The sequence below is a fragment of the Consotaella salsifontis genome (assembly GCF_900167365.1).
Classification (GTDB): Bacteria; Pseudomonadota; Alphaproteobacteria; order Rhizobiales; family Rhizobiaceae; genus Consotaella; species Consotaella salsifontis.
Genome location: NZ_FUXL01000008.1, coordinates 131,799 through 156,003, shown reverse-complemented (window position 1 = coordinate 156,003; position 24,205 = coordinate 131,799). Strand labels below are relative to the sequence as shown.

26 protein-coding genes are annotated in these 24,205 nt (G+C 65.0%); 13 read left to right on the top strand and 13 right to left on the bottom strand.

Annotated features, from left to right (window positions below):
- Positions 1-116: 116 nt before the first annotated feature.
- The 6 genes from upp to B5D38_RS13135 form a co-directional block, all read right to left on the bottom strand.
- Positions 117-746 (bottom strand): uracil phosphoribosyltransferase, encoded by a 630-nt coding sequence (gene upp, locus B5D38_RS13160; RefSeq protein ID WP_078708882.1) that lies wholly within the window; start codon positions 744-746, stop codon positions 117-119.
- A gap of 40 nt (positions 747-786) precedes the next feature.
- Positions 787-1,824, bottom strand: a complete 1,038-nt coding sequence (locus B5D38_RS13155; RefSeq protein ID WP_245319196.1) for an adenosine deaminase — start codon at positions 1,822-1,824, stop codon at positions 787-789.
- Positions 1,821-2,999: a phosphopentomutase gene (locus B5D38_RS13150; protein ID WP_078708881.1), complete on the bottom strand. Its 1,179-nt coding sequence runs from the start codon at positions 2,997-2,999 to the stop codon at positions 1,821-1,823. The genes B5D38_RS13155 and B5D38_RS13150 overlap by 4 nt, the downstream gene beginning before the upstream one ends.
- A gap of 138 nt (positions 3,000-3,137) precedes the next feature.
- A complete protein-coding gene (locus B5D38_RS13145) occupies positions 3,138-3,755 on the bottom strand; it encodes a TadE/TadG family type IV pilus assembly protein (protein ID WP_165690855.1) in 618 nt (205 codons plus the stop codon).
- Positions 3,752-4,327, bottom strand: a complete 576-nt coding sequence (locus B5D38_RS13140; RefSeq protein ID WP_078708879.1) for a TadE/TadG family type IV pilus assembly protein — start codon at positions 4,325-4,327, stop codon at positions 3,752-3,754. The genes B5D38_RS13145 and B5D38_RS13140 overlap by 4 nt, the downstream gene beginning before the upstream one ends.
- Before the next feature lie 106 nt (positions 4,328-4,433).
- The gene (locus tag B5D38_RS13135) at positions 4,434-4,907 is read right to left on the bottom strand and encodes a pilus assembly protein N-terminal domain-containing protein (RefSeq protein WP_078708878.1); all 474 of its coding nucleotides are present in this window, start codon (positions 4,905-4,907) and stop codon (positions 4,434-4,436) included.
- 185 nt (positions 4,908-5,092) lie between these two features.
- Here B5D38_RS13135 and B5D38_RS13130 point away from each other — a divergent pair, with 185 nt between their 5' ends.
- The 8 genes from B5D38_RS13130 to B5D38_RS13095 all read left to right on the top strand — a co-directional run bounded on the left by B5D38_RS13130 (position 5,093) and on the right by B5D38_RS13095 (position 13,843).
- Positions 5,093-5,611: an A24 family peptidase gene (locus B5D38_RS13130; protein ID WP_078708877.1), complete on the top strand. Its 519-nt coding sequence runs from the start codon at positions 5,093-5,095 to the stop codon at positions 5,609-5,611.
- A gap of 147 nt (positions 5,612-5,758) precedes the next feature.
- Complete coding sequence (gene cpaB, locus B5D38_RS13125) at positions 5,759-6,577, top strand: Flp pilus assembly protein CpaB (protein ID WP_078708876.1); 819 nt, start codon at positions 5,759-5,761, stop codon at positions 6,575-6,577.
- 8 nt (positions 6,578-6,585) lie between these two features.
- Complete coding sequence (locus tag B5D38_RS13120) at positions 6,586-8,169, top strand: type II and III secretion system protein family protein (protein WP_078708875.1); 1,584 nt, start codon at positions 6,586-6,588, stop codon at positions 8,167-8,169.
- 20 nt (positions 8,170-8,189) lie between these two features.
- On the top strand, positions 8,190-8,894 hold the full coding sequence (locus B5D38_RS13115) for a CpaD family pilus assembly protein (protein ID WP_245319193.1): 705 nt from the start codon (positions 8,190-8,192) through the stop codon (positions 8,892-8,894).
- A gap of 14 nt (positions 8,895-8,908) precedes the next feature.
- A complete protein-coding gene (locus B5D38_RS13110; RefSeq protein ID WP_078708874.1) occupies positions 8,909-10,195 on the top strand; it encodes a CpaE/TadZ family protein in 1,287 nt (428 codons plus the stop codon).
- Positions 10,196-10,205: 10 nt separating this feature from the next.
- Positions 10,206-11,699 (top strand): TadA family conjugal transfer-associated ATPase, encoded by a 1,494-nt coding sequence (locus tag B5D38_RS13105; RefSeq protein ID WP_078708873.1) that lies wholly within the window; start codon positions 10,206-10,208, stop codon positions 11,697-11,699.
- Positions 11,696-12,709: a type II secretion system F family protein gene (locus B5D38_RS13100; RefSeq protein WP_425349333.1), complete on the top strand. Its 1,014-nt coding sequence runs from the start codon at positions 11,696-11,698 to the stop codon at positions 12,707-12,709. The genes B5D38_RS13105 and B5D38_RS13100 overlap by 4 nt, the downstream gene beginning before the upstream one ends.
- A 144-nt stretch (positions 12,710-12,853) precedes the next feature.
- Positions 12,854-13,843, top strand: a complete 990-nt coding sequence (locus tag B5D38_RS13095) for a type II secretion system F family protein (RefSeq protein ID WP_078708872.1) — start codon at positions 12,854-12,856, stop codon at positions 13,841-13,843.
- A 15-nt stretch (positions 13,844-13,858) separates the two neighbouring features.
- Here the strand turns inward: B5D38_RS13095 and B5D38_RS13090 are convergent, their stop codons facing one another.
- Positions 13,859-14,515 carry a glutathione S-transferase family protein gene (locus tag B5D38_RS13090; protein ID WP_078708871.1) on the bottom strand — a complete coding sequence of 219 codons (657 nt, stop codon included), beginning with the start codon at positions 14,513-14,515 and terminating at the stop codon, positions 13,859-13,861.
- A 79-nt stretch (positions 14,516-14,594) separates the two neighbouring features.
- Positions 14,595-14,945 (bottom strand): DUF1428 domain-containing protein, encoded by a 351-nt coding sequence (locus B5D38_RS13085; RefSeq protein WP_078708870.1) that lies wholly within the window; start codon positions 14,943-14,945, stop codon positions 14,595-14,597.
- A 170-nt stretch (positions 14,946-15,115) separates the two neighbouring features.
- Here B5D38_RS13085 and B5D38_RS13080 point away from each other — a divergent pair, with 170 nt between their 5' ends.
- Positions 15,116-15,976 (top strand): alpha/beta fold hydrolase, encoded by an 861-nt coding sequence (locus tag B5D38_RS13080; RefSeq protein WP_078708869.1) that lies wholly within the window; start codon positions 15,116-15,118, stop codon positions 15,974-15,976.
- Positions 15,977-15,990: 14 nt separating this feature from the next.
- Here B5D38_RS13080 and B5D38_RS13075 read toward each other — a convergent pair whose 3' ends face one another.
- A complete protein-coding gene (locus B5D38_RS13075; protein ID WP_078708868.1) occupies positions 15,991-16,803 on the bottom strand; it encodes a tetratricopeptide repeat protein in 813 nt (270 codons plus the stop codon).
- A 134-nt stretch (positions 16,804-16,937) separates the two neighbouring features.
- Here B5D38_RS13075 and B5D38_RS13070 point away from each other — a divergent pair, with 134 nt between their 5' ends.
- The 3 genes from B5D38_RS13070 (at position 16,938) to B5D38_RS13060 (ending at position 19,646) form a co-directional block, all read left to right on the top strand.
- Entirely contained in the window at positions 16,938-18,329 is a 1,392-nt protein-coding gene (locus tag B5D38_RS13070) for a leucyl aminopeptidase family protein (protein WP_078708947.1), read from the top strand.
- A gap of 106 nt (positions 18,330-18,435) precedes the next feature.
- Complete coding sequence (locus B5D38_RS13065; RefSeq protein ID WP_078708867.1) at positions 18,436-18,786, top strand: MarR family winged helix-turn-helix transcriptional regulator; 351 nt, start codon at positions 18,436-18,438, stop codon at positions 18,784-18,786.
- Positions 18,783-19,646, top strand: coding sequence for a C40 family peptidase (locus tag B5D38_RS13060; RefSeq protein WP_078708866.1), 864 nt, complete (start codon positions 18,783-18,785; stop codon positions 19,644-19,646). Before B5D38_RS13065 ends, B5D38_RS13060 begins: the two co-directional genes overlap by 4 nt.
- Here B5D38_RS13060 and B5D38_RS13055 read toward each other — a convergent pair.
- The gene (locus B5D38_RS13055; RefSeq protein WP_078708865.1) at positions 19,627-20,544 is read right to left on the bottom strand and encodes a LysR substrate-binding domain-containing protein; all 918 of its coding nucleotides are present in this window, start codon (positions 20,542-20,544) and stop codon (positions 19,627-19,629) included. The genes B5D38_RS13060 and B5D38_RS13055 overlap by 20 nt on opposite strands.
- 140 nt (positions 20,545-20,684) lie before the next feature.
- Here B5D38_RS13055 and B5D38_RS13050 point away from each other — a divergent pair, with 140 nt between their 5' ends.
- The gene (locus tag B5D38_RS13050) at positions 20,685-20,882 is read left to right on the top strand and encodes a hypothetical protein (protein WP_078708864.1); all 198 of its coding nucleotides are present in this window, start codon (positions 20,685-20,687) and stop codon (positions 20,880-20,882) included.
- Between the two features lie 84 nt (positions 20,883-20,966).
- Here B5D38_RS13050 and B5D38_RS13045 read toward each other — a convergent pair whose 3' ends face one another.
- The 3 genes from B5D38_RS13045 to B5D38_RS13035 are packed head-to-tail and all read right to left on the bottom strand — an operon-like array spanning position 20,967 to position 24,199.
- Complete coding sequence (locus B5D38_RS13045; protein ID WP_078708863.1) at positions 20,967-21,911, bottom strand: 2-hydroxyacid dehydrogenase; 945 nt, start codon at positions 21,909-21,911, stop codon at positions 20,967-20,969.
- A gap of 3 nt (positions 21,912-21,914) precedes the next feature.
- Positions 21,915-22,565: an NUDIX domain-containing protein gene (locus tag B5D38_RS13040; RefSeq protein ID WP_078708862.1), complete on the bottom strand. Its 651-nt coding sequence runs from the start codon at positions 22,563-22,565 to the stop codon at positions 21,915-21,917.
- Positions 22,562-24,199: an ABC transporter ATP-binding protein gene (locus B5D38_RS13035; RefSeq protein WP_078708861.1), complete on the bottom strand. Its 1,638-nt coding sequence runs from the start codon at positions 24,197-24,199 to the stop codon at positions 22,562-22,564. Before B5D38_RS13035 ends, B5D38_RS13040 begins: the two co-directional genes overlap by 4 nt.
- Between the last annotated feature and the right edge of the window lie 6 nt (positions 24,200-24,205).

Below are 24,205 nucleotides of genomic sequence, written 5' to 3'. Positions count from 1 at the left end.
GTTTCCCAGCGCCCAGGCAGCAAAAAGGCCGGGCGGGCCCGACCTTTGATCATGGAGGCAAAGGATTAACGCCGCCCCAAGGGCGGCGCGGTGGCCGGGGCCGGTCGGCTGCTGGCCTACTTCGTACCGTACATGCGGTCGCCAGCGTCGCCGAGGCCAGGCACGATATAGCCTTTTTCGTTGAGCTTGCTGTCGATGGCCGCCGTGAACATGGGAACGTCCGGGTGGCCCTCCGCGAAGTTCCTGATGCCCTCAGGCGCGGCCAGAAGGCAGAGGAAGCGGATGTTGCGCGCGCCGCGCGCCTTCAGCTGCTGGATCGCCGCGATCGCCGAGTTGCCGGTGGCGAGCATCGGATCGACCACGATGACGAGCCGATTTTCCAGGTCCTCCGGCGCCTTGAAATAGTACTCCACGGGCTGGAGCGTCTCATGATCGCGGTAGACGCCGATATGGGCGACACGCGCCGCGGGCACGAGGTCGAGCATGCCCTCCAGAAGCCCGTTGCCGGCGCGAAGGATCGAGGCGAAGACCAGCTTCTTGCCTTCAAGGACCGGGGCCTCCATGGGCCCCATCGGCGTCTCGATCGGCCGGGTCGTCAGGTCCAGATCGCGCGTGACCTCGTAGCAGAGCAGGGTCGAAATTTCCCTGAGGAGCCGCCGAAAACTCGCCGTGGAGGTTTCCTTGTCGCGCATGATCGTCAGCTTGTGCTGGACCAGCGGATGAGCGATGACGGTGATACCGTCCATGGCGCATGAACCTCTCTGTCAGAATTTGCCGCCGCGCACTCTACGGGGTGACGTCCGATGCGCCAAGCGAAATGGCGGCGGCCTCCAGCTTCGTCCTTAATCGTCCACGGCTTTCCTCGTCCACGAATGCCGCGTCGATGGCCGTGCGCGTCAGATCGACGAGGTCGGCCTGCGAAAAGCCCATGGCGCCGGCCATCGCGTATTCCTCGGCAAGGGTGGTGGCGAAGAAGGGCGGGTCGTCGGCGCTGACGGTGACGGGGATGCCAGCGGCCTTCAGCCGGGGCAGGGGGTGGGTATCGACTCCATCGAAGATGCCGAGCGCGAGGTTCGAGCCCGGACACACCTCGAGAACGATCTGCTCCTCGGCCAGGCGGCGGAGCAGCGGCCCGCTCTCGATGGCGCGAACGCCATGGCCGATGCGGCTCGGGTGCAGGGCGTCGAGCGCGGCGGCGACGCTTTCCGCTCCGGCCAGCTCCCCGGCATGGACGGTGAGGGAGAGGCCGGCGTCGCGCGCGATGTCGAAGGCGCGGGCAAAATCGGCGGGATGGTGCATCCGCTCTTCGCCGGCAAGCCCGAAGCCGCTGACCAGCCGATGGTCGAGGGCAGCCGCCCAGCGCGCCACCGCCTCCACGGCCTCGGCGCCGAGATGGCGGACGCCGATGACGATCATCCGCGCGACGATCCCGGTGGCGGCCTCTGCCCGCGCCATTCCCTCGGCGAGGCCCTCCACATAGGCCCTTGGCGAAAGTCCGGCGGCGCGGGCATGATCAGGGGAGATGAAGAACTCCGAGTAGATCGTGCCGTCGGCCGCAAGGCGCGTCAGATGGTCCTCAGCAAGGAGCGCATAGTCTTCCCCGGTGCGAAAGACGCTGGCCGCAAGGTCATAGGCGGCGAGGAAGCTGGTGAAGTCGTGCCAGAGATAACGCCCTTCGGCGATGATGCCGGAAACGTCGACGCCGTATCGCGCCGCCTGCGCCGCCACCAGGGCGGGCCGCGCCGCGCCCTCGATATGGCAATGAAGCTCTGCCTTCGGCAGGATGGGCGACGAGGTCAGGCCTGGAACGCGCGAGGCGTTCACAGGAAGCTCTCACCATGCTCTCCGGGCGCGAGGCCGAGATGGGCCGCCACCGATTCTCCGATATCGGCAAAGGTCTTGCGCCGGTCGATAAAGCGGGGGGCGATGCCGGGACCGAAGGCGAGGACGGGCACGGCCTCGCGCGTATGGTCCGTGCCGCGCCAGGTCGGGTCGCAGCCATGGTCGGCGGTGATGATGGCGAGATCGCCCGGCTTCAGCACGGCCATCAGCTCAGGCAACCGCGCGTCGAACTCCTCCAACGCCCCGGCGTAGCCCGCCACATCGCGCCGGTGGCCGTAGATCATGTCGAAATCGACGAAGTTCGCGAAGATGAGATCGCCATCCCTGGCGTCGGGCATGGCGCTCATCATGGCGTCGAAAAGGGCCATGTTGCCGGCGCCTTTCCTGACCTCGCTGATGCCCTGATGGGCGAAGATGTCGCCGATCTTGCCTATGGCGATAACCCGCCGTCCGGCCGCGACCGCACGATCGAGAAGCGTCGGCTCCGGCGGCGGCACGGAATAGTCGCGACGGTTCGCTGTCCGCTTAAAGCTCGCCCGGTCCTTGCCGACGAAGGGGCGGGCGATCACCCGGCCGATATTGAGGGGGTCGACATGGCGCCGCGCGACCTCGCAGAGGTTGTAGAGGCGCTCGAGCCCGAACTGTTCCTCATGCGCGGCGATTTGGAGCACGGAGTCGGCGGACGTGTAGAAGATGGGCTTGCCGGTGGCGAGACTCTCCTCGCCGAGTTCGTCGATGATGTCGGTGCCGGAGGCATGCTTCTGGCCGAGAACGCCGGGAATGTCCGTATCGTCCATGATCTGCTGGATCAGCGAGGCGGGAAAGCAGGGGATCTCGTTCGGGAAATAGCCCCAGTCGAAGCGTACCGGCACGCCGGCAATCTCCCAATGGCCCGAAGGGGTGTCCTTGCCGTTGGAGACCTCCTCGGCGGAGCCCCACAGGCCTTTCGGTTCTTCGCCCTCGTCTCCCGCCGCGCGGAAAAGCCCAAGCGCGGCCATGTTGGGGACGGCGAGATCGCGCGCCTCGCCTTCCGCACCCGAGCGTAGCCTTTCGCGAATATGGCCGAGCGTGTCGGCGCCGGCGTCGCCGAACTTTTCGGCGTCGGGGGCGCCGCCGATGCCGAAGGAATCCAGTACCATTAGAATCGCGCGGCCCATGATGCACCCTCGTGGCTTGAGCATGATGGGGAAAGGATGCACGACCTTTCGGGCAACATCATGCGTCAGATCATCTTTGGAACCGCCGTGATAGCAGCCGGGCCAGCGCCGGTCGACCTTGAGGCGCGAGAAGTCTCGTCAGCTCGCGCCGGTACAAGCGCTGGCGGGAGCGCAATCGGCGCATTCGATGGTCGATGAGATGCGAGGGTAAAGATAGGCGGTCTCGCCCATGTCAATGGGAGTGTTCAGACCGTATCCGCCGAGAGGAACGTAACGATAGAGGGTCTGCGATACGACGATCTGCATGTTCTTCAATGCGCGAAACTCCGCGGGCAGAGTGATCTTCGTGCCGGCGGCGTCCTTGGCCATGCCGCGTGAACAGGACCAGGCGGCCGTTGCCTCGCCCGCGGCGTTGATGCTGACGGCCGTGACCTTGATGCCGAACGGTGCCGAGCCGTAGGGCTGGAGCGTTGTGCCGCCGACGCTCATCATGTCCATGACATCGGCTGCCGTCAGCGTGGTGGAACTCTGTGTGACGAGATCGTTGACTGCGGTGGCGGCGTGATGGACCTTGCGGTTGATCGAGACGGCGATCGCGGTTTCCGCCCCTCCGAGATAGAGCACCAGGAGAAACGGTGCGACGAGCGCGAACTCGACCGCGCCGACCGCCGCGACATCGGCGACGAAGCGCGCCGGCAGCCGGCCCAAACGCGCGCGAACGAGGCCGAATACGTTCAGGCGGAACCTTTCGATCATTCGAAAGGCTCCGTGCGGAAGGCTGCGACGCTGGCGACGAGGAAGGAGCCGTCGCTGAGATCGGCCAGATATTTGCGCATCACGTCGGTGTAGATCGGCCATCGGTAATAGACTCTGAGCGCCATGATGGTCTTTTCGCCAGCCGGCGCGAAACCGAAGTTCGCGGTGTCGAGAGCGCCCTCCTTGATAGGCGGCGTCGAGGGAATGTCGGAGAACTTGCCATAGGCTTTGACGTCGATGGCGAGCTTGGCGCAATCCATCAGGAAATCGACTTGCGCGCATAGCCTGCTGCGGAATCTGCCGGCATCGTCCCCGTCCCTCTGGACCTCACCCGTCCTCAGCTCCCGCCCGACCTGATCGACGGCGCGGTCCAGGGTCATCTCGGCGAGAAATACCGTCGATGTCTCTAGAATGGCGAAGACCAGGGCGAAGAAAGGAGCGGCAAGGATGGCGAACTCTATCGCAGTCGCACCTCGGCTGTGGGGCAGGAAGGCGCGCAGACCACGAGGCACCCGGCCGGGCGCCGCCCCCTTTGGCTCTGTCCGCGTGTCCTTGGCCTCTGCGGGGCGCATTCGAAGTCTCCGCCGCACGTCGATACGCCGGAGAATAGGCCAGCGAACCTTACCATCAGGTGACGGATTCACCCACGCTGTTGCTTCGAGGCGCCTGCGAGGGATGTCATTTCGCCGCGCCGAGGGCCATTTCCTGGCGTGTCTTGAACTGGCTCGTCGCCCGGGCGAAGGCCGAGGTTTCGTCGCCGATGGTGACGGTCGGCTCGCATTCGGGCGCGCAGGCATAGGTGACGCGTTCCGCCTGCCGATAGATGCGGACGGTCTTGTTCTCGAAGGTCTGGACCACAACGGACTCGTCCATAATGGATTGGCCCGCATCGTCGAGGATGATGAGATTGGTAATGCCATAGGACCGGCCGGTGAGAACCAGCGTTTCCGAGTCGTGGACCGTCACGTCGACGATGGCTGGATTTCCGACAATGACGGTCGCGGCCGGTCGGTCGATCTTGAGAACCCTCGCGTGGTCGACGATGACCTCCAGCATTGGGTCTGTCTCGGCCCTGGCGGCCGGTGCCGCGACGATCGCCGCAAGAGCGAAAGCGGCCGAGGCAAGGAGACGCGCGGAAGGAAAAACGGGCATGGACGTCGACTCCGTTCGGCTGACCGCCGATAAGTAACGCCGCCTTGGTGAATGAAGCTTTAAGCGCGCGTTCCGCGTCGACAAGGATGGACGGCCATCACCTCTTAACCTTGCCCTAAGGCAGAGACGGCTATCGTCGGCGCTGTGCTTCACACTTCGCGAATCGAGGTAGGCGGGATCGAGCGATGATGGTGCTTCTTCTTCTCTTGTTCCCTTTCGCCATGATCGCGGCGGCGATTTCCGACATTCTTTCGATGACCATCCCGAACAAATTGACGCTTGGCCTTGCGCTTTGCTTCTTCATCGCCGCGCCCATGGCGGGCATGCCGCTGGCGACCATCGGGCTCCATGCGGCGGTCGGTTTCGTTGCGCTGGTGATCGTGATCGGCTTCTTCTCTGCGGGCTGGATGGGCGGGGGCGACGCCAAGCTCGTCGCCGCCGCGGCGCTTTGGTTCGGCCCGAGCGAGGCGCTGCTGATCTTTCTTTTGGTCAGCGGCCTTCTGGGCGGCGCCCTGACGCTGCTTCTGCTGACCGCACGCGGTGTTATCGCCCCGATCACGGGGGTCGCCTTTATCGACCGACTTCTGTCGCCCCATGTCGGTGTGCCCTATGGCGTCGCTTTGGGTGCCGCCGGGCTCATGGCGTTTCCTGCGCTGAGCTGGGTGGGGCCCGCGGCGCAGATGGTGCCCAATCTTCTCGGTTGACGTTGAGGAAGATTTCGCAGGTCGAGCGCACGGAAGGCAAATGTTAACCGTTATCCATAGTGGTTTGTTAACCATACATTGAGGGTTTCCGCGCCATAACGATTCCTGCCTGCTCTCCATGGGAGGGCGTCTCGCAGGAGTCTTTTGATGAAACTCGCGCGGCTCGCGGTGATGGGAATCGCTCTCCTGGCAGCTGGAGGGGCGGCGCTCATCGCGCTCAACATGACCTCGTCCAACACGGGCGATCCAGTCGTCATTACCGCTGCGCCGGCCGAGCCACCCATCAAGCTGACCGAGGTTCTGGTCACGTCCAAGGACATGCCGATGGGGTCCACCGTCGACGGCATGCTCGCCTGGCAGAAATGGCCCGAGGACGGGGTCAGCCCTGATTTCATCCTGAAGAGCAAACGCCCCGACGCCATTGACGAGCTCAAGGGCGCGGTGGCGCGCCAGTCCTTCTTCGCTTCCGAGCCGGTGCGCGAGAGCAAGCTCATCAAGACTGATCACGGCTTCATGTCGGCCATCCTGCCCTCCGGCAAGCGCGCTGTCGCCGTTCAGATATCTGCCGATACGTCCGCCGGCGGATTCATCCTTCCGAATGACCATGTCGACGTCATCATGACGCGGCGCAATCAGAACGAGAACGCCGGCAACCAGTTCGATACGGAAACGATCATCAAGAACCTTAGGGTTCTTGCCATCGATCAGACCATTGAGGAGCAGAACGGTACCAAGGTGGTGGTGGGCTCGACGGCGACGCTGGAGGTGACGCCTGAGCAGGCCGAGGCGCTGACGGTCGCCCAGCAGGTCGCCGACAAGCTCGTCCTGTCGCTCCGCTCGCTTGCCGACTCCGTGCCCGGCACGCCGGGCTATGCCGCCTTCCTCCTCGCCCAGCAGAACAATGAGCCGAACAAGGTCCGTATCGTCCGCTACGGGCAGACCGTCGACATCACCACCAAGAAGTGACGAGCGCCATGAACCGGATCTCCGAAACATCTCCTCGTACGGTTCCCTCGGCACGGCTCAGCTTGGCGGGTGCGATGGCCGTGATCGCCTTTGTCGCGATGCTGGTGGGAACTGCTCCGGCGTTCGCCGAAAGCTCGGTGATGGCCATCAGCCGCCCGCACCAGACCATCAGCCTCGGTCTCGACAAGTCCAAGGTGATCGATCTGCCGCGCGACGCGCATGACATCCTGGTCGCCAATCCCGAGGTGGCGGACGCCGTGACGCGCACGGCGCGGCGCATCTATATCTTCGGCAAGCAGGTCGGCCAGACCAACGTTTTCGTCTTCGACGCAGCCGGTCGCGAGGTTGCCGTTCTCGACCTTCGGATCGAGCGGGACATTTCAGGTCTCGAGAGGACCATCGCGAAGTACATTCCCGGCTCCGACGTCAAGGCCGAGATGCTGAACGACAACGTCGTGCTGACTGGCACGGTGGAGACCCCGCAGCAGGCCGATCGCGCCGTTCAACTCGCCCGGATCTATGTCACCGGCGGCGAGGCGACCACCGGCCAATACCTCAAGACGGTGGGCGGTAATGGCGGCGACGCTGCAATCGGCAGCGAAGACCGTCAGGCTAGCCAGATCGTCAACCTGCTTCAGATTGCCGGCGAGGATCAGGTCACGCTCAAGGTGACTGTCGCCGAGGTGCAGCGCTCGGTGGTCAAGCAGCTCGGCTTCAACGGCACCATCGACAGCGTCATCGACGGCATTGCCTTCGGCGCGGTCAGCGACAGTCCCTTTGGCCTCGGCAAGGCGATTTCCGCTTCGGGCGCCTCCCTATCCGGCACGGTCGGCTCATCGGTCATCGATTCGCAGATCAGTGCGATGGAGCAGGCCGGCGTGATGCGCACCCTCGCCGAACCCAGCCTCACCGCCATCTCCGGCGAGACCGCGAGCTTCAAGGTCGGCGGCGAGTTCCAGGTCCCCAGCGGCAAGGACACGACGCCGCCCTCGGTGGAATATGTCGACGTCAACGGCGTCACCAAGCAGGTCGTCAATCCGGCCAAGGTGAGCTACGAGCACAAGACGATCGATTACGGCATCGGCCTGGACTTCACCCCCGTGGTGCTCTCGCCGGGGCGCATCTCGCTCAAGATCCGCACCTCGGTCTCCGAGCCAACCTTCGAGACGCCCTACAACATTCCGGGCGACGCCTATTCCTCCGGCGTTGGCCTCATCGGCCTCAGGAAGCGCCTCGCGGACACGACCGTCGAGCTGCCGTCCGGCGGATCGCTGGTCATCGCCGGCCTGGTGCGCGACGAGGTTCGCCAGGTCGTCTCGGGGCTGCCTGGCATGTCGAAGCTGCCGATCCTCGGTACGTTGTTCCGCAGCCGCGACTTTCAGCGCTACGAAACCGAACTGGTGGTGATCGTCACGCCCTATCTGGTTCGTCCGGTGGCGCGCCAGGCGCTGGCGCGGCCCGACGACGGCCTGTCTTTCTCCAGCGACGGCTCGGCCAATTTCCTCGGTCGCGTCAACCGCATCTACGGCGCCATGAAGACCGATCTGCCTCCGGGCCGGTACCACGGCATCGTCGGCTACATCTACAAGTGATCGGCATGAGGAGAGCCACAGTGTTCACGCCTTCATCCCTGACTCGTGCCGTTTCCCGCCCCGCGGCTCTCGCTCTTGGTCTTGCCATGGCGCTTTCGGCGTGTGCCGACCGCAACCATGTAGAGGTCGGTGCGATCCCGGACGACTACCGCACCCGCCACCCGATTGTCGTCTCCGAGGCCGAGGTGGGGCTCGATATACCGGTTGTTTCGACCGAAGGCCGGCTTTCCTCCGCCGACCGCGAGCGGGTCCGCGATTTTGCCGGGCGGTTCAAGACGGCCCGAGCCACAACCATCCGCGTGCTCCAGCCCAGCGGCTCGGGCAATGCGCTGGCCGCCGATCTGGTGACGCGGGACGTCGTCGCCGCGCTGAAGGCCAATGGCGTCGGCAGCAACCGCATCCTGGTCCAGCCCTATCCGGCGGCGGATCTCGGCGGGCCGGCACCGATCCATCTCGCCTACGTGACACTTGCCGCCAAGACAGACCCGTGTGGCCGTTGGCCCGAGGACTTGGCCAACACCTCCGACAACCGCAACTACTTCAACTTCGGTTGCGCCAGTCAGCAGAACCTCGCTGCCCAGATCGCCGATCCGCGCGACCTGCTGAGCCCGCGCGGCCTGGGCGAGATCGACGCCGAGCGCCGCACGCAGGTGATCGGCGACTATCGCACCGGCAATCCGACAGGGGCGGTAACGCCCAGTTCCAACGTGGACTACGACTGGTGAGCGGGAGGGAAGCAATGGTCGACGTCAACGGAACCGGGGAGGACGCCGCGATGGATGGCGAGCTCGAGCGGGTGCGCCCGATCCCGCGCATCTCCATTCAGGCCTTCTGCGAAACCGAGGCGGTGGCCGAAGCGGTGGAGCAGGCGGCGGCCGATCGGCGCATGGTCAAGGCGCATCTCCGCGTCCACATGGGCGGCATCCGCGCCGCGGCGGAACATTACGCCAGCGCGCCAACCCCCAATCTGGTCATGCTCGAATCGCGCGTCGGCGCACCGCAGCTTCTGGAGGATCTGGAAGCCTTGGCCGACGTCTGCGACCCTGGCTCCAAGGTCGTCATCATTGGCCATACCAACGACGTCACCCTCTATCGCGAACTGATCCGTCGCGGCATCTCGGAATATCTCGTCTCGCCGGTGTCCATGGGCGACATCCTGTCGGTCATCGCCAATCTCTTCGTCGCGCCGGACGCGGAGCCGCTGGGCCGCACCCTTGCCTTCGTCGGCGCCAAGGGCGGCGTCGGCTCCTCGACGATCGCCCACAATGTGGCCTGGTCGATCTCGCAGCTGTTCTCGACCGACGTCGTTCTCGCCGACCTCGATCTGCCCTTCGGCACCGCCAACATCAACTTTGATCAGGACCCGCCGCAGGGCATCGCCGAAGCGATTTTTTCGGCGGATCGCATGGACGACGTCTTCCTGGACCGCCTTTTGACCAAGTGCACCGATCACCTGTCGCTGCTCGCCGCACCGTCTATTCTCGATCGGACCTACGATTTCTCGGCCGACGCATTTAATCCGCTGATCGAAACCGCCCAGCGCGGCGCGCCAATCGTGGTGCTCGACGTTCCGCACACTTGGAACGAATGGACGAAGACCGTGCTCGCCCTCTCGGACGAGATCGTCATCACCGCGACCCCCGATCTGCCCAATCTGCGCAACGCCAAGAATCTGGTGGAGATGCTGAAGCGGATGAGGCCCAACGACCGCTCGCCGCGTCTTATCCTCAACCAGCTCGCCATCCCCAAGCGGCCGGAAATCTCGTCCTTCGAGTTCGCTGAGCCGCTGGAGATGGAACCGCTTGCGGAAATCGCCTTCGATCCCGCTGTTTTCGGCGCGGCTGCCAACAACGGCCGGATGATCGGCGAGACGGACCCCAAGCATTCCGCTGTCGAGGCCTTCCACCGCGTGGCCCATGCCATAACGGGACGTGGGGAAGCCAAGCGGGCGAAGCGTGCCTCGCCGTTTGACCTTTTCACCCGCCTGCGGCGCCGCCAGCCGGCCCTCGCTGCCAAGAACGGATAGACACTCGGCCATGTTCGGAAAGCGCGGCAACGAAGGACCCAAGACCACCAGGCCGGCGGCAGCCGAGCCGGCAGTGCCGGCACGCGCTCCCGTTGCCGCTGTTCCGGAGCCGGGCTTTTCCCCATCGCGCTCGGCCGCCTCTTCGGCGCTCATTCCGCCATCCTCGGTGGCCCCCGCTGCAGCGGCTCCCGAGCCCGAGCAGGTGCGCGAGCGCTCGGAAAGCTATTATACGACCAAGGCGCAGGTCTTCGCCGCTCTGATCGACACCATCGATCTTTCCCAGCTTGCCCGCCTCGACGCGGAAAGCGCGCGCGAGGAAATCCGCGACATTGTCAACGACATCATCGCGATCAAGAGCTTCGCGATGTCGATCTCGGAGCAGGAACAGCTCCTTGCCGACATCTGCAACGACGTTCTCGGCTACGGACCTCTGGAGCCGCTGCTCGCCCGCGACGACATCGCCGACATCATGGTCAACGGCGCCCGCCAGACCTTCATCGAGGTGAACGGCAAGGTTCAGTCGACCAATATCCGTTTTCGAGACAACCAGCAGCTCCTCAACATCTGCCAGCGCATCGTCAGCCAGGTCGGCCGGCGTGTCGACGAGTCCTCGCCCATCTGCGACGCGCGCCTGCCCGACGGATCACGCGTCAACGTCATCGCCCCGCCGCTCGCCATCGACGGCCCGGCTCTCACCATCCGAAAGTTCAAGAGGGACAAGCTCACCCTCGACCAGCTCGTGCGCTTCGGCTCGATCTCGCCCGAGGGGGCGGCCATCCTCCAGATCATCGGCCGGGTGCGCTGCAACGTCGTCATCTCCGGCGGCACCGGCTCGGGCAAGACGACGCTGCTCAACTGCCTGACCCGCTATATCGACGCCGACGAGCGCATCGTCACCTGCGAGGACTCGGCCGAGCTTCAGCTCCAGCAGCCCCACGTGGTGCGCCTCGAAACCCGCCCGCCCAACATCGAGGGCGAAGGCGAGATCACCATGCGCGACCTCGTCAAGAACTGTCTGCGCATGCGGCCCGAGCGCATCATCGTGGGCGAGGTGCGCGGACCGGAGGTCTTCGACCTTCTCCAGGCGATGAACACCGGCCACGACGGCTCGATGGGCACCATCCACGCCAACAGTCCGCGCGAGTGCCTGAACCGCATGGAATCGATGATCGCCATGGGTGGCTATTCGCTGCCGCCGCGCACCGTGCGGGAGATCATCGTCGGCTCGGTGGACGTGATCATCCAGGCGGCGCGTCTTCGCGACGGCTCGCGCCGCATCACCCACATCACCGAGGTCGTGGGCATGGAAGGCGACGTCATCACCACACAGGATCTCTTCATCTACGACATTCTCGGCGAGGATGCGGGCGGCAAGATCATCGGCCAGCACCGCTCCACCGGCATCGGCCGCCCGGCCTTCTGGGACCGCGCGCGCTATTTCGGCGAGGATCAGCGCCTTGCCGCCGCCCTCGACGCGGCCGCGCAGGAGGTCACCCTTCCGTGACCGGATCACTCTTGAACATCGTGCTGCTCATGGTTCTGTCGTCTGTTGCGGCGGGAGGGCTGGCCTATGCCTTGCTCTATTCGCGCATCGACGCGGAGCGCAATGCCGAAAGCCGGCTCAGCCATTATAAGCGCGCCGAGACCGACGCCCAGGCCAAGCGCGCGGCGCGCGATCGCGTTCAGGAGGCCGCCAAGCGGCGGCGCACGATCCAGAGCTCGCTGAAGGAAATCGAGGCCAAGCAAAAGGAGCGCGACCGGCACACGACGAAACTGCCGATCGAGCGCCTGCTCGCCCAGGCCGGCCTCAACTTCTCGCGGCGCGACTTCATTCTCTTCAGCGTCGTCTCTGGGCTCGCCACGGCGTTTATCGGCGTGCTCTTCATCGGGTCGCTGCCGGTGGTCCTTTGTCTCGCGATTATCGTCGGACTGGGGTTGCCGCGCTGGACCATCCAGATGCTGCGCAAGCGTCGCCAAAAGCAGTTCCTCAACGAATTCGCCAACGCCGTCGACGTCATCGTGCGCGGCGTCCGCTCCGGTCTGCCGCTCAACGACTGTCTGCGAATGATCGCCAGCGACGCGCCCGAGCCCGTGCGCTCGGAGTTTCGCAAGATCGTCGAGGCGCAGCAGATGGGCCTGTCGACCGCCGACGCGGTGGAGCGGCTCTACCACGACATGCCACTGGCGGAGGCCAACTTCTTCTCCATCGTGCTGGCCATCCAGTCTCAGGCTGGCGGCAACCTGTCCGAAGCGCTCAATAATCTCTCGCGAGTCTTGCGCGACCGTAAGAAAATGAAGGGGAAGATCCAATCGATGTCGATGGAGGCAAAATCCTCGGGCATCATTATCGGGTCTCTTCCAATGATTGTTGCGGGTCTCGTCTATCTAACGACTCCGGACTACATGCTTATACTGTTCGATACAAATACAGGAAAACTAATTATCTTAGCCGCCTTGGTCTGGATGTCGCTTGGCGTCTTCATCATGCGCAAGATGATCAATTTCGACTTCTAAGATGCGGGCGGGTTTGGAAGGCGGATGCCTGGCGAAGCATGATCGGCTGATCGGTCGAGAGCGAATGCCGAAATCGGGCAATGTTCGGTTGGGTTCGATGGCCATGGAAAGCGCGCTGAACCAGGCGCCAGAGCGGAGACGCCCATGAACAACTTCCTGGAATGGTTGGGATTGTCGCAGTCGCTGCTGCTCAGCATTCTGGTGGCCGTGGCCGTGTTTACGACATTCATGACCATCGCGCTGCCGATCCTCTCGGGCAACGAGTTCAAGAACCGGATGAAAGCGGTCGCACTGGAGCGAGACCAGATGCGCGCGCGCGAGCGGGCGAGGCTCTCCATCGAGCGGGAGCGGAGTCGTGGCGGTCTGCGTCAGGATGCAGGCAAAGGCCTCGCCGTCACCGTCGTCAACAAGCTGAACCTTCGTCATCTGCTGGCGGACGACAAGACGGTGCGCAAGCTGAAGGTTGCGGGTCTGCGCGGCCAGCGCCAGCTCACTATCTTCCTGTTTCTGCGCGCGGCGTTGCCTGGCGTGCTCTTCGCCGTCACCCTGCTTTACCTTCTCGGCCTCGGCTTTTTGGCGGATAAGCCCTTGTCGCTGCGTCTGCTCATCTGCCTCGGCGCCGCTCTTTTCGGCTTCTATCTGCCCAACATCTACGTGAGCAACCTCGCCCAGAAGCGGCGCCAGTCGATCCAGCGGGCTTGGCCGGATGCGCTCGACCTGCTGCTGATCTGCGTCGAATCGGGCGTCTCCATTGAGGCGGCGTTTCGCCGGGTCGCAGACGAGATCGGCATACAGTCGGTTCCGCTCGCCGAGGAACTCGCGCTTCTCTGCGCGGAGCTGTCCTTTTTGTCGGATCGGCGCGCGGCCTTCACCAACCTTTCCGAGCGCACCGATCAGGAAGGCATTCAGGCCGTAACGACGGCGCTTATCCAGGCGGAGAAGTACGGCACACCTCTCTCCCAGGCGATCCGCGTCCTTGCCCAGGAGAACCGCGACATGCGCATGAACGCGGCGGAGAAGAAGGCGGCGAGCCTTCCGCCGAAATTGACCGTGCCGATGATCGTGTTCTTCCTGCCGGTGCTCTTCGCCGTCATCATCGGGCCCGCTCTCATCCAGATCATGCATCTGGGATAGGAGCCTTCAGGCGGATCAGTCGCGGTCGGGGATCGGCAGGGGAAAGAATGCTCTGAAGGGCCTTGCCTCGTCGATGACGCGCCGGATCGAGGGTCGAGCAAGGAGGCGCGCGCGATAGGTGCCGAGGGCCGCCAGTTCATCCGGGATCGGGTGGACCCAGTGGCTGTAGAAGAGAGCCGGCGCGGCCGCGCAATCGGCTATGCCAAAGCGCTCGCCGGCCGCCCAGGTCCGCCCGGTGAGCCAGCCCTCCAGCCAGCAATAGCTCTTGTCCAGAGTGCGATGGGCGGCCGCCAAGCCGAAAGGATCGCGATCGGCGCCGCCGCGCAGGGCGTCAGCGACGATCGCCTGCATGGGCACGGCCACATAGTCGTCGAAGATGCCGTCCATCTGACGCGCCTCGATCGCCGCTTTGGGGTCGCGCGGGACCATAGGCTCGGCATCGCCATGATGGAGGTCGAGATACTCGATGATCGCCGCGGATTCGACGACGCTGCGCCCGCCTTCCACCAACACCGGGAACTGGCCGGTTGGCGACAATCCTGCGAAACGGGCGACGTTTTCGGGATGATCCGGGCCGAGCACGCGGAATGCGAAGGCAATGTCGCGCTCGTAAAGCGCGATGAGCGCCTTCCAGACGAAGGCCGCGAAAGGATGGCCGTAAAGCTCGATCATGAGTGCACCTTGGATGTCCAGCCGGACGTCCGTCCTATGACGTCCCTGAACCGGGAATGATCCCGCACAAAAGGGGCCGCTACCCCTCGACGATGGGCTCGAAACCGCCGAAGATCATGCGCTGGCCGTCGAAGGGCATTTCGCCCATCTCCTTCATGCGGGGGTCTTCCATCATCTTCTTCATGCCTGCGTCGCGAACCTCCTTGGACGGCCATTCCAGCCAGCTGAAGACGACGCTCTCGCTTTCCTCGGCCTTGACCGCGCCGTAGAAATCGGTGGTCTTGCCGCGTGGAACGTCGTTGCCCCAGCACTCCATCAACCGGGTCGCGCCATATTCCCTGAATAGCGGCAGGGCCTTCTTGGCGAAGGCGGTGTAGGCTTCCTTGTTGGCGGTCGGCACCGCCAGGACAAATCCGTCGACATAGGCCATGTGAAATCTCCTCCCTGGGGATCAGCGATATAAGTTGATATCAACCTAAAATCCTTAAGTCAATCTTCGATCGGCACCGGGCCTTGGCGCCGGCATCGATCGCGCCATTCTTGGTCGTGCGCCCGAGGAGCGGTGGGGCGAAGAAGTCTGGAAGGGGAGGCCCATTGCGGATGTTCGAGGGCTTCGAGCTGACGATGATCGACGTGCCGGAGGCGCGACTTCGGGTGCGATATGGCGGAAAAGGCAGCCCGGTGTTGCTTCTCCACGGCCATCCCCGCACCCACGCCACATGGCATCGGGTGGCGCCGCTGCTGGCCGAGCACCATACCGTCGTCTGTCCAGATCTTCGCGGCTTTGGCCAATCGTCCAAGCCCGGCGACGCGCCCGACCATGCCGGTTCGTCGAAGCGGGCGAAGGCTGGCGACTGTGTCGCCCTGATGCGCGCGCTGGGGCACGAACATTTCGCTATCGTCGGCCATGATCGCGGCAGCTACACCGCCTTTCGGGCGGCAATGGACCATCCTGATTCCGTCACCCACCTTGCCATTCTGGACGGCGTCCCCATTCTCGAAGCGATCGAGCGCTGCGATGCGCGCTTCGCCAGGGCATGGTGGCACTGGTTCTTCTTCGCGGTGGAGGAAAAGCCGGAGCGCGCCATCCTCGCCGATCCCGACGCGTGGTACGGCGGCTCACCCGAAAAGATGGGAGCGGAAGCCTACGAGGATTTCCGCGCGGCGATCCACGATCCCGAGACTGTCCATGGCATGGTCGAGGATTATCGCGCCGGCCTTGCGATCGATCGGCGCCATGACGAGGAAGACCGGCGCGCCGGGCGACGCATCTCCTGTCCGACTCTCGTGCTGTGGTCGCTCAAGGACGACCTCGTGGAGCTCTATGGCGACGTTCTGAACGTCTGGCGGCCCTGGACGACCCGTCTCTGCGGACACGGAATCGACAGCGGCCACCACATGGCCGAGGAGGCGCCAGAGGAATTGGCGCGCTCGCTGCTCGCCTTTATCGCCGAAGGCTAAGCCCCGCGCGGGGATCAACCCTTCTTCTTGTCGGCGTCCTTCAGCATCGACCAAGTGTTCTGCTGGGCGAGCATCTGCTTGAGGTAGGCGACGTTGGCCTCGGCCTCGTCAGGGGAGAGTTCGGCCGAGGCGATCTTCTCCGCCTCCTCGAAGCGCCCCTGAAGCCCGACGACGAGGGCGAGATTCTGCCTGACGCGGCTGTCGGCGCCGGGCTGGCGCACCGCCTGACGAAGATAGGTCTCGGCATTCGGCAGATCGTTGGCGAGAAGATAGGACATGCCCAGATTGGACAGCACGGATGGCTCGTTCGGCGCGATGTCGAGCGCCTTGCGGTAAAGCACACGGGCACTGTCGGACTGGCCGAGCTGGTCGAGGATCGCGCCTTCCGCCGAGAACAGCCGCCAGTCCGGCGAATCGGGCGTCTGCGCCCGGCGTACGGTTTCCAGCGCCTTGTTGAGGTCGCCCGCCGCCGCCAACGCCTTGCCGTAGGCCGAGAGCACATCGCGATCCTTGGGATGGGCGATCGCCACCTGCTGCATGACGGCGAGCGACTGGTCGTTGCGTCCGGTCATCTGGAGGATCGAGGCGTAGGTGAGGCCGGTCCTCTTGTCCTTCGGGTTCTTCTGATAGGCCGCGCCATAGACGCGCACCGTCTGGTTGAGCTCGGAGACGCTCATTTGGCTGACGGGGCGGGAGAGTGCCGGAGCGACGGAGCCCGTGGTTTCGCGGGAAACCGAGGCGCACCCCCCGGACATGAGCAGGAAGGCGGCGCCTGCTGCCAGAATTGCCTGTCGCATGGCCCGGCCAGGGCGATTATGGTGCGTCATCTCGGCGAATCTCCTGGTCCCGGAGGGGGCGAAGCGCCCACGGGATGAAGGGGGGAGTCGGAGGCGACAGTATTTCGTTAACCCTAACGACCCGTTAATGCCGGGCCGGCCACAGGGGACAGAGGATGACAATGATGGAAGACGGCTTGCTTCAGAACGCGAGCGAAAACGCCACCCCGATCTTCGCGGTGGATGGGCGGGGGATCGACGCCCTGCCTGACGCGGCGAAGGCCTGGGCAAAGGCCACCGGGTTCAAGGCAGAGGCGGGCCGCGTTCTGCTCGTGCCGGGCGAGGCGGGGCAGGCCATCAGGTGCGCGCTCCTCGGTCTCGGCGAGACGGCGCCGAAGGATGCGACACGGCTCGCGCTCCTGGCGGGGCATCTCGCGCGCGAACTGCCGGCAGGCGCCTTCGCCTTTTCCGGCGCAAGCCCGCTCGACGGCGATCTCGCCGCGCTGTTCTTCCTCCTTGGCGCCTACCGCTTCGAGCGCTACAAGGCGCAGCCGAAGGAAAAGAGCGGCGCGAGGCTCGCCGTGGCCGACGGTGTCGATGGCGCCCGCGCGCAGGAGATCGCCGCTGCCGTCGCCATGGTGCGCGACCTCATCAACACGCCGACCAACGACATGCAGCCCGACACGCTCGAGGCGGCCGCGCTGAGCCTGGCGAAGGAGTTTGGCGCCGAGGGGCGCTCGATCGTCGGTGACGCGCTGCTCGATGGCAACTTCCCGATGATCCATGCTGTCGGCCGCGCCGGCGCGGTCGCTCCGCGTCTCATCGACTTTTCCTGGGGCCGCGAGGACGCGCCCAAGGTGACGCTGGTCGGCAAGGGCGTCTGCTTCGATACGGGCGGCCTCGACATCAAGCCAAGCTCGTCCATGCTTCTCATGAAGAAGGACATGGGCGGCGCGGCAAACGTTCTGGGCCTCGCTCGCCTCGTAATGACGAAAAAGCTGGACGTGCGCCTGCGCGTTCTCATCCCGGCGGTGGAAAACTCGATCTCCGCCTCCGCTTTCCGCCCGTCGGACATTCTGCGCAGCCGCAAGGGCAAGACGGTCGAGATCGGCAACACCGATGCCGAGGGGCGCCTCGTTCTCGCCGATGCCCTGGCGCTCGCCGACGAGGAGGCCCCGGAGATCATCGTCGACATGGCGACGCTGACGGGGGCGGCGCGCGTCGCCCTAGGGCCGGAGGTCGTACCCTTCTACACGGCGGACGACGCTTTTGCCGGGGCACTTGCCGCCGCCGGCGGCGCGGTCGTCGATCCGGTTTGGCGCATGCCGCTGTGGCAGCCCTACGCGGCCAACCTCGCCTCCAAGGTCGCCGACACCAACAACGTCACCTCGGACGGCTTCGCCGGCTCCATCACCGCGGCGCTCTTCCTTGAAGGCTTCGTGGAGAAGGCGAAGGTCTGGTCGCATTTCGACATCTATGGCTGGCGGCCGAAGGCGTCGCCCATCGGCGATGTCGGCGGTGAGGCGCAGGCCATCCGCGCCATCGCCCGAGTGCTGGAGGAGCGCTACGGCCGATAGGCAAATCGCCTCGGAGCTCCGGTTTCGAGGCGATCATGTTTGACCTTGCGCCGGACGTCTGGCTTGTCCTATCTTCGTCGGAACGGGACCGAAACGAGTTTCGCCGATGGGGATCGAGTTGCGGCCGGCGCAGGCCTTGAGGCTCCTGCATCAGTCCGCGCTCGCCCAGGCGCGGGCGGCGGAGCCCGATCTTTCGCTGAGGCAGACGGCGATCCTCCTGACGGTCTATCTCGAGCCGCCACCCCACACCGTGCGCGGGCTTGCCGCCAAGCTCGCCGTCACCAAACCGGTGATCACCCGCGCGCTGGATAGCCTCGGCACTCTAGGGCTCTTGGAGCGTCGGCGCGATCCGCAAGACAAGCGCAATGTTCTCGTTCGCCGGACCGTCGCCGGCAGTCTCTACGTCTCAAAGCTCGCCGACCGCTTCGTCGTCCTTGCAGGAACCCTTGCCCCATGACCGATGCCCTGGACCATCGCCTCAACGCATTCCGGCCGGACTTGGCGGATGCGCGCTTGAAGGGGAGGGTGGAGGCGGACCGCTTCGTCGAGGGCATGCCGGCCAGGGTGAGCGCGCCTGTTACACCGCTGAAGCGTTTCCCGCGCCCTGACGCCATGGCCGAGACCGAGGCGCTGTTCGGCGAGGATATCCTGGTGTTCGAGACGACGCCCGAAGGCTGGGCCTGGGTGCAGCTCGAGGACGATTCCTATGTCGGCTGGATGTCGTCCGACGCGCTGGGTGAGCGGGACGCGGCGCCGACCCATCGCATCATCGCGCCGCGAACGCTGGTCTTCCCTGGGCCGGACATCAAGCTGCCGCCGCTCTTCGCCCTCCCCATGGGAGCAAGAGTCACGGTGGCAGCAGAGGCCGTAGACCATAACGCCCGCTATGGCCTGATCCGGCCGGCGGGAGCGATCGTCACGCAGCATCTTGGCGCGCCCAATGAGGCGGCGGACGATTTCGTCTCCGTGGCCGAGCGCTTTCTCGGCGCTCCCTATCTGTGGGGCGGCAAGACCTTCATGGGGATCGATTGTTCCGGTCTGGTCCAGGTCGCGTGCCGCATGGCGGGCATCACCGCGCCGCGCGACACCGACATGCAGGAACGAAGCCTCGGCACCCGTCTTGCCGGCGTCGAAGGGCTTGAGCGCGGTGATCTCGTCTTCTGGAAGGGTCATGTCGGCATCATGGTCGATGGCGCGAACCTTCTTCATGCCAACGCCCATCACATGATGACGGCGATCGAGCCGCTGGCGGAAACCTTGGCCCGAACCGAGGAAAAGGGGCTGCCTGTCACCAGCGTCAGGCGGATGGCGCGCTGATTTGCGTTTCCTCCTCGGCGATCTCGGCCATGAGCCAGTCGCGGAAGGCGCGGATCTTCGGCAGGTTGCGGCGGCTTTCCAGATAGCACAGCCAATAGCTGCGGCCGGTCAGGATCAGGGTCTCGAACAGCTGCACCAGCTGGCCTGAGGCAAGCGTTTCCCTGACGAGGCGGGGCGACAGGATGGAGACGCCGTGGCCGGCCATGGCGGAGCGCGCTTCGAGATGGCCGTCGCCCATGCCCGCGAGCGCCTTCGCGCCGGGGTCATAGGCGACCTTCCAGTGCTCAAACCAGAACGTCCACCACGGGTCGCCCGGCGCCACCATTGGAACGCCGATGAGGTCCTCAGGCCTTCTGAAGGGACCGAAGCGTTCGATGAAGGCGGGGCTTGCCATCGGGGCGCAGTCCATCGGCCAGATGAAATGGGCCTTCAAGCCGGGCCAGTGGCCCGAGCCGCCGCGAATGACGCAGTCGATGTCGTCGCGGGTGAGATCGACCATGGCGCGCGTCGCGTCCACCCGGACGGCAAGGTCCGAATGCGCCATCTGGAAGGCGCCGATACGGGGCGCGAGCCACATCGCGGCAAAGCTTGGGAAGACGCTGATCGAGAGAACACCGCCGGCGTGGCCGCGCGCGGCGGAATAGGCTGTGCTGAGACGATCGAGCGCCTCGCTGCTGACCCTGGCCAGCTCCTCGCCGACGGAGGTGAGCGATACGGCGCGGGCCTGGCGGACGAAGAGGGCCGCTCCCACCCGCTCCTCCAGAAGCTTGATCTGATAGCTCACCGCCGCTTGCGTCATGCCCAATTCCTCCCCCGCCCTGGTGAACGAGAGATGGCGGGCAGCCGTCTCGAAGGCGCGGATGGCGGCAAGCGGCGGCAGGTCGCGGCGATCGGTCATGGACGCTCGGGGTCAGGGATCATGAATAAGTTCAGCTTATGCATGATCCCGCTCGTTCTGTTGGAAATCAAGCCCTCCAGGGTGCTCTATCGGTTCTGACGATCAATAGAGGTGGGTCCAATGACCCGGAGGCAACCATCATGAGCATCGTGGATAACCCCGCGCAGGGCTTGCTGGCTTCCTGGCTCGAAGCCCTGCCGCGCCTTGGCTGGAGCAAGCGGCGCGCCATTTCACTCGACGTTGAAGCTCTCTCCGCGAGCCGGCTGCGCGATCTCGGTCTCCTCGACGGCCGGGAACGCCCGCTTGGAGGCCACGACGAGATCGGCCGTTTCCTCTGAGAAGAGAGGGACGCGGAAAAGAAAAAGGCGAAGCGCGGCCGGAGCTTCGCCTTTTTCATAGGATCGAGAAAGACAGGAACTTCCTCAGTAGCCGGTCGTGCGGTTTACAATGTGCTTCAGCGGCTCGCCGCGCTCGAACGCGTTGATCTGCTGGATGATCAGCGGTGCCAGCGCCTCGGGTTCCGAAACGGCGGCGATATGAGGCGTCAGGAAAGCCCGCGTGTTCTTCCACAAGGGGCTCGCCGGGGGCAGGGGCTCGTGCTCGAAGACGTCTAGGGACACCTCGAACAGCACCTTCTCGTCGAGCGCCCTGACGATATCGGCTTCGACATGGAGCCTGCCGCGCCCGGCGTTGATGAGGACAGGGCCGCCCATGGGCGTCTGCTTCTTCATCCGGGTGAAGAGGCCGTAGTTGAGAATGCCGCGCGTTTCCGCCGTCAACGGCAGAAGGCAGACGACGATGTCGCTGACGCTGAGGAAGGCGTCCAATCCTGCCTCGCCGGAGAAATGCTGGACACCCTCGATGTGTTTCTCTGAGCGGCTCCAGCCGGCGATGGAAAAGCCGAGCCCTGCGAGCTTGCCGGCCGCGTCACGGCCAAGTTCGCCGAAGCCCATGATGCCGACGGTGACTTCGCTGGCCTTTGGCTGGCGGCGGCGCGGACGCCAATGCACCGCGTCCTGCTGGGCATGATACGCGAGGCCCCGGCGCATATGGTCGAGCACCCGCCAGACGACGTATTCGCTCATGCGCGTCGTCAGGTCGTCGGCGACGATGCGCACGATCGGCACGTCGGGCAGGCGCTTATCCTTGAGAACATGGTCGACGCCGGCGCCGATGGAGAAGATCGCCTTGAGGTTTGGCAGACCGGCGAGCAACCCCGTCGGCTGGTGCCAAACGACGGCATATTCGATCGAGGGGTCGTGGGCGTTCTCCGGGTGGAGCAGGATCGAGCGCTGCGGCGCATGATCGGTCAGCGCCTTGAGCCAGCGCGTCGGCTCGAAACCGGTGATGGACAGAAGAATCGTCAAGTGTCACTCCTCGTCGAGGCTCTTCGCCAACGCCGCCGCGACAGACCGACCCTTGCGGGCGAACCAATTGAGGGCACCGACGAGATTCCCGTTCACGATCCGACCCGCGTCGGCGGCGGCGACGAGATCGTCGAGCGTGCCGACCATGGGACGAATATCCTCGTGTTCATGGCTGTTGCCGGCGGATTCGGCAAGCCTCGATGAATCGACCAGGGCAAGAAAGATATAAGCCACCTCGTCTGTGAGGGCCGGTGTCGGCATGATGGCGTAGGCGGGAGCCAATGCCAAAGCCTCCAGCCCGGTTTCCTCCCGGAGCTCGCGTCGGGCCGCTTCATCCAGCGTTTCCCCCGGATCGACGACGCCCGCCGGCAATTCGACAGCCGCGCCGAGACCGAGCGCGAGCTCGGCACCGAGCCGAAACTGGCGGATCACCACCATGACTTCGCGCCATGGATCGAAGGCGATGATGGCCGCCACCTGGCCGACATGCATGATCTGACGGTTCATCGGCCCGAGAACACCGCCGTCCGAAAGAGAACGGTGCGTCAGCGTCACCTCGTCGACGGGGCGAAACCCGTCATAAACCCGCTGGCGTTCGATCTGGTCGAAGGGGAAAGCATGGTCGGCAAAGCGGGCGGTGTCGGGCGTGGTCATTCGGAGACGATACCCTCCGGCGCGGCGGTGATGTTGAAGGCGGCGGCCATCAGGGCGCGGGTGTAGTCGGTCTTCGGCCGCTCGAAGATTTCCGCGGATGGGCCACGCTCCACCACCTCGCCGGCGCGCACGACGATGACCTCGTTGGCGAGCGCGCGCACGACCTTCAGGTCGTGGCTGATGAAGAGGTAGGCGAGCTCGTGGCGCTTCTGGAGATCGCGCAGGAGATCGACCACCTGCGCCTGAACGCTCATGTCGAGGGCGGATGTCGGCTCGTCCAGCATGACGAAGCGCGGGCTCAGAACCATGGCCCTGGCGATCGCGACGCGCTGGCGCTGACCGCCGGAAAATTCGTGCGGATAGCGAAAGCGCGTCGCCGGATCGAGCCCGACCTCGGTGAGCGCGGAAACCACCTTGGCGTCGCGCTCGGCGGCCGAGAGTTTCGGCTCGTGGATGAGCAGACCCTCGGCGATGATCTCGGCCACCGACATGCGCGGCGAGAGGGAGCCGTAAGGGTCCTGGAAGACGATCTGGATGCTCTTGCGCAACGGGCGCATGGCCTTGAAGGAGCGGTTGTCGATCCGCGCGCCGTCGAAGGTGATCTCGCCCCTGGAGGAGATCATTCGGGTGAGGGCGAGGCCGAGCGTGGTCTTGCCCGAGCCCGATTCGCCGACGACGCCCACCGTCTGGCCGGCGCGCACCGTGAGGTCGATGCCGTCCACCGCCTTTACATGGCCGACGGTCTTGCGCATGAGCCCGGCCTTGATGGGGAACCAGACCTTGACGTCCTTGGCCTCCATGACGACCGGCGCATTGAGATTGGCCGCCGGAGGCGCGCCCTTGGGCTCGGCGGCGAGCAGATGGCGGGTGTAGGGATGTTCGGGGGCCGCGAAGATGCGCCCCGTCGGTCCTTCCTCGACGATCTTGCCGCGATGCATGACGCACACCCGGTCGGCGATGCGTCGGACGATGCCGAGGTCGTGGGTGATGAAGAGCATCGCCATGTGGCGCTCGGCTTGAAGCTGCTTCAGAAGCTCCAGGATCTGCGCCTGCACTGTGACGTCGAGGGCGGTCGTCGGCTCGTCGGCGATGAGAAGATCCGGCTCGTTGGCCAACGCCATCGCGATCATCACGCGCTGGCGCTGGCCGCCGGAGAGCTGGTGCGGAAAGGCGCCGAGGCGCTTTTCCGGCTCGCGGATGCCGACCTGATGAAGCAGCTCCAGCGTGCGCTCGCGCGCCTTCGCCTCGGACAGGCCGCGATGGACGGTGAGCACCTCGCCCACCTGCCGCTCGATGGTATGGAGCGGGTTGAGCGAGGTCATCGGCTCCTGGAAGATCATCGAGATGCGGTTGCCGCGCACCGCCCTTAGATCCTTTTCGCTGCCCTTGATCAGGTCGATGCCGCCGAAGCGCACGGACCCCGTGGGATGGCTGGCGGCGGGATAGGGCAAGAGCTTCAGGATCGACAGCGCCGAAACCGATTTGCCCGAGCCCGACTCGCCGACGAGCGCCAGCGTCTCGCCCGGAGCGATCGAAAAGGATATCTGGTCCACGGCGAGGCTGACCCGCCCCTCCTGGCGAAAGGCGACGGAAAGGTCCTCGACGGAAACGAGAGGGGCGGCGGTCTGGCTCATGGCGCT

Coding starts and splice junctions, on each gene's coding strand:
- B5D38_RS13065 (WP_078708867.1), top strand. CDS start 18,436: ATGGGGATCGAGTTGCGGCCGGCGCAGGCCTTGAGGCTCCTGCATCAG.
- B5D38_RS13105 (WP_078708873.1), top strand. CDS start 10,206: ATGTTCGGAAAGCGCGGCAACGAAGGACCCAAGACCACCAGGCCGGCG.
- B5D38_RS13110 (WP_078708874.1), top strand. CDS start 8,909: ATGGTCGACGTCAACGGAACCGGGGAGGACGCCGCGATGGATGGCGAG.
- B5D38_RS13130 (WP_078708877.1), top strand. CDS start 5,093: ATGATGGTGCTTCTTCTTCTCTTGTTCCCTTTCGCCATGATCGCGGCG.
- B5D38_RS13085 (WP_078708870.1), bottom strand. CDS start 14,945: ATGGCCTATGTCGACGGATTTGTCCTGGCGGTGCCGACCGCCAACAAG.
- B5D38_RS13080 (WP_078708869.1), top strand. CDS start 15,116: ATGTTCGAGGGCTTCGAGCTGACGATGATCGACGTGCCGGAGGCGCGA.
- B5D38_RS13150 (WP_078708881.1), bottom strand. CDS start 2,999: ATGGGCCGCGCGATTCTAATGGTACTGGATTCCTTCGGCATCGGCGGC.
- B5D38_RS13145 (WP_165690855.1), bottom strand. CDS start 3,755: ATGATCGAAAGGTTCCGCCTGAACGTATTCGGCCTCGTTCGCGCGCGT.
- upp (WP_078708882.1), bottom strand. CDS start 746: ATGGACGGTATCACCGTCATCGCTCATCCGCTGGTCCAGCACAAGCTG.
- B5D38_RS13055 (WP_078708865.1), bottom strand. CDS start 20,544: ATGACCGATCGCCGCGACCTGCCGCCGCTTGCCGCCATCCGCGCCTTC.
- cpaB (WP_078708876.1), top strand. CDS start 5,759: ATGAAACTCGCGCGGCTCGCGGTGATGGGAATCGCTCTCCTGGCAGCT.
- B5D38_RS13140 (WP_078708879.1), bottom strand. CDS start 4,327: ATGCGCCCCGCAGAGGCCAAGGACACGCGGACAGAGCCAAAGGGGGCG.
- B5D38_RS13035 (WP_078708861.1), bottom strand. CDS start 24,199: ATGAGCCAGACCGCCGCCCCTCTCGTTTCCGTCGAGGACCTTTCCGTC.
- B5D38_RS13120 (WP_078708875.1), top strand. CDS start 6,586: ATGAACCGGATCTCCGAAACATCTCCTCGTACGGTTCCCTCGGCACGG.
- B5D38_RS13060 (WP_078708866.1), top strand. CDS start 18,783: ATGACCGATGCCCTGGACCATCGCCTCAACGCATTCCGGCCGGACTTG.
- B5D38_RS13075 (WP_078708868.1), bottom strand. CDS start 16,803: ATGACGCACCATAATCGCCCTGGCCGGGCCATGCGACAGGCAATTCTG.
- B5D38_RS13040 (WP_078708862.1), bottom strand. CDS start 22,565: ATGACCACGCCCGACACCGCCCGCTTTGCCGACCATGCTTTCCCCTTC.
- B5D38_RS13095 (WP_078708872.1), top strand. CDS start 12,854: ATGAACAACTTCCTGGAATGGTTGGGATTGTCGCAGTCGCTGCTGCTC.
- B5D38_RS13090 (WP_078708871.1), bottom strand. CDS start 14,515: ATGATCGAGCTTTACGGCCATCCTTTCGCGGCCTTCGTCTGGAAGGCG.
- B5D38_RS13070 (WP_078708947.1), top strand. CDS start 16,938: ATGGAAGACGGCTTGCTTCAGAACGCGAGCGAAAACGCCACCCCGATC.
- B5D38_RS13050 (WP_078708864.1), top strand. CDS start 20,685: ATGAGCATCGTGGATAACCCCGCGCAGGGCTTGCTGGCTTCCTGGCTC.
- B5D38_RS13135 (WP_078708878.1), bottom strand. CDS start 4,907: ATGCCCGTTTTTCCTTCCGCGCGTCTCCTTGCCTCGGCCGCTTTCGCT.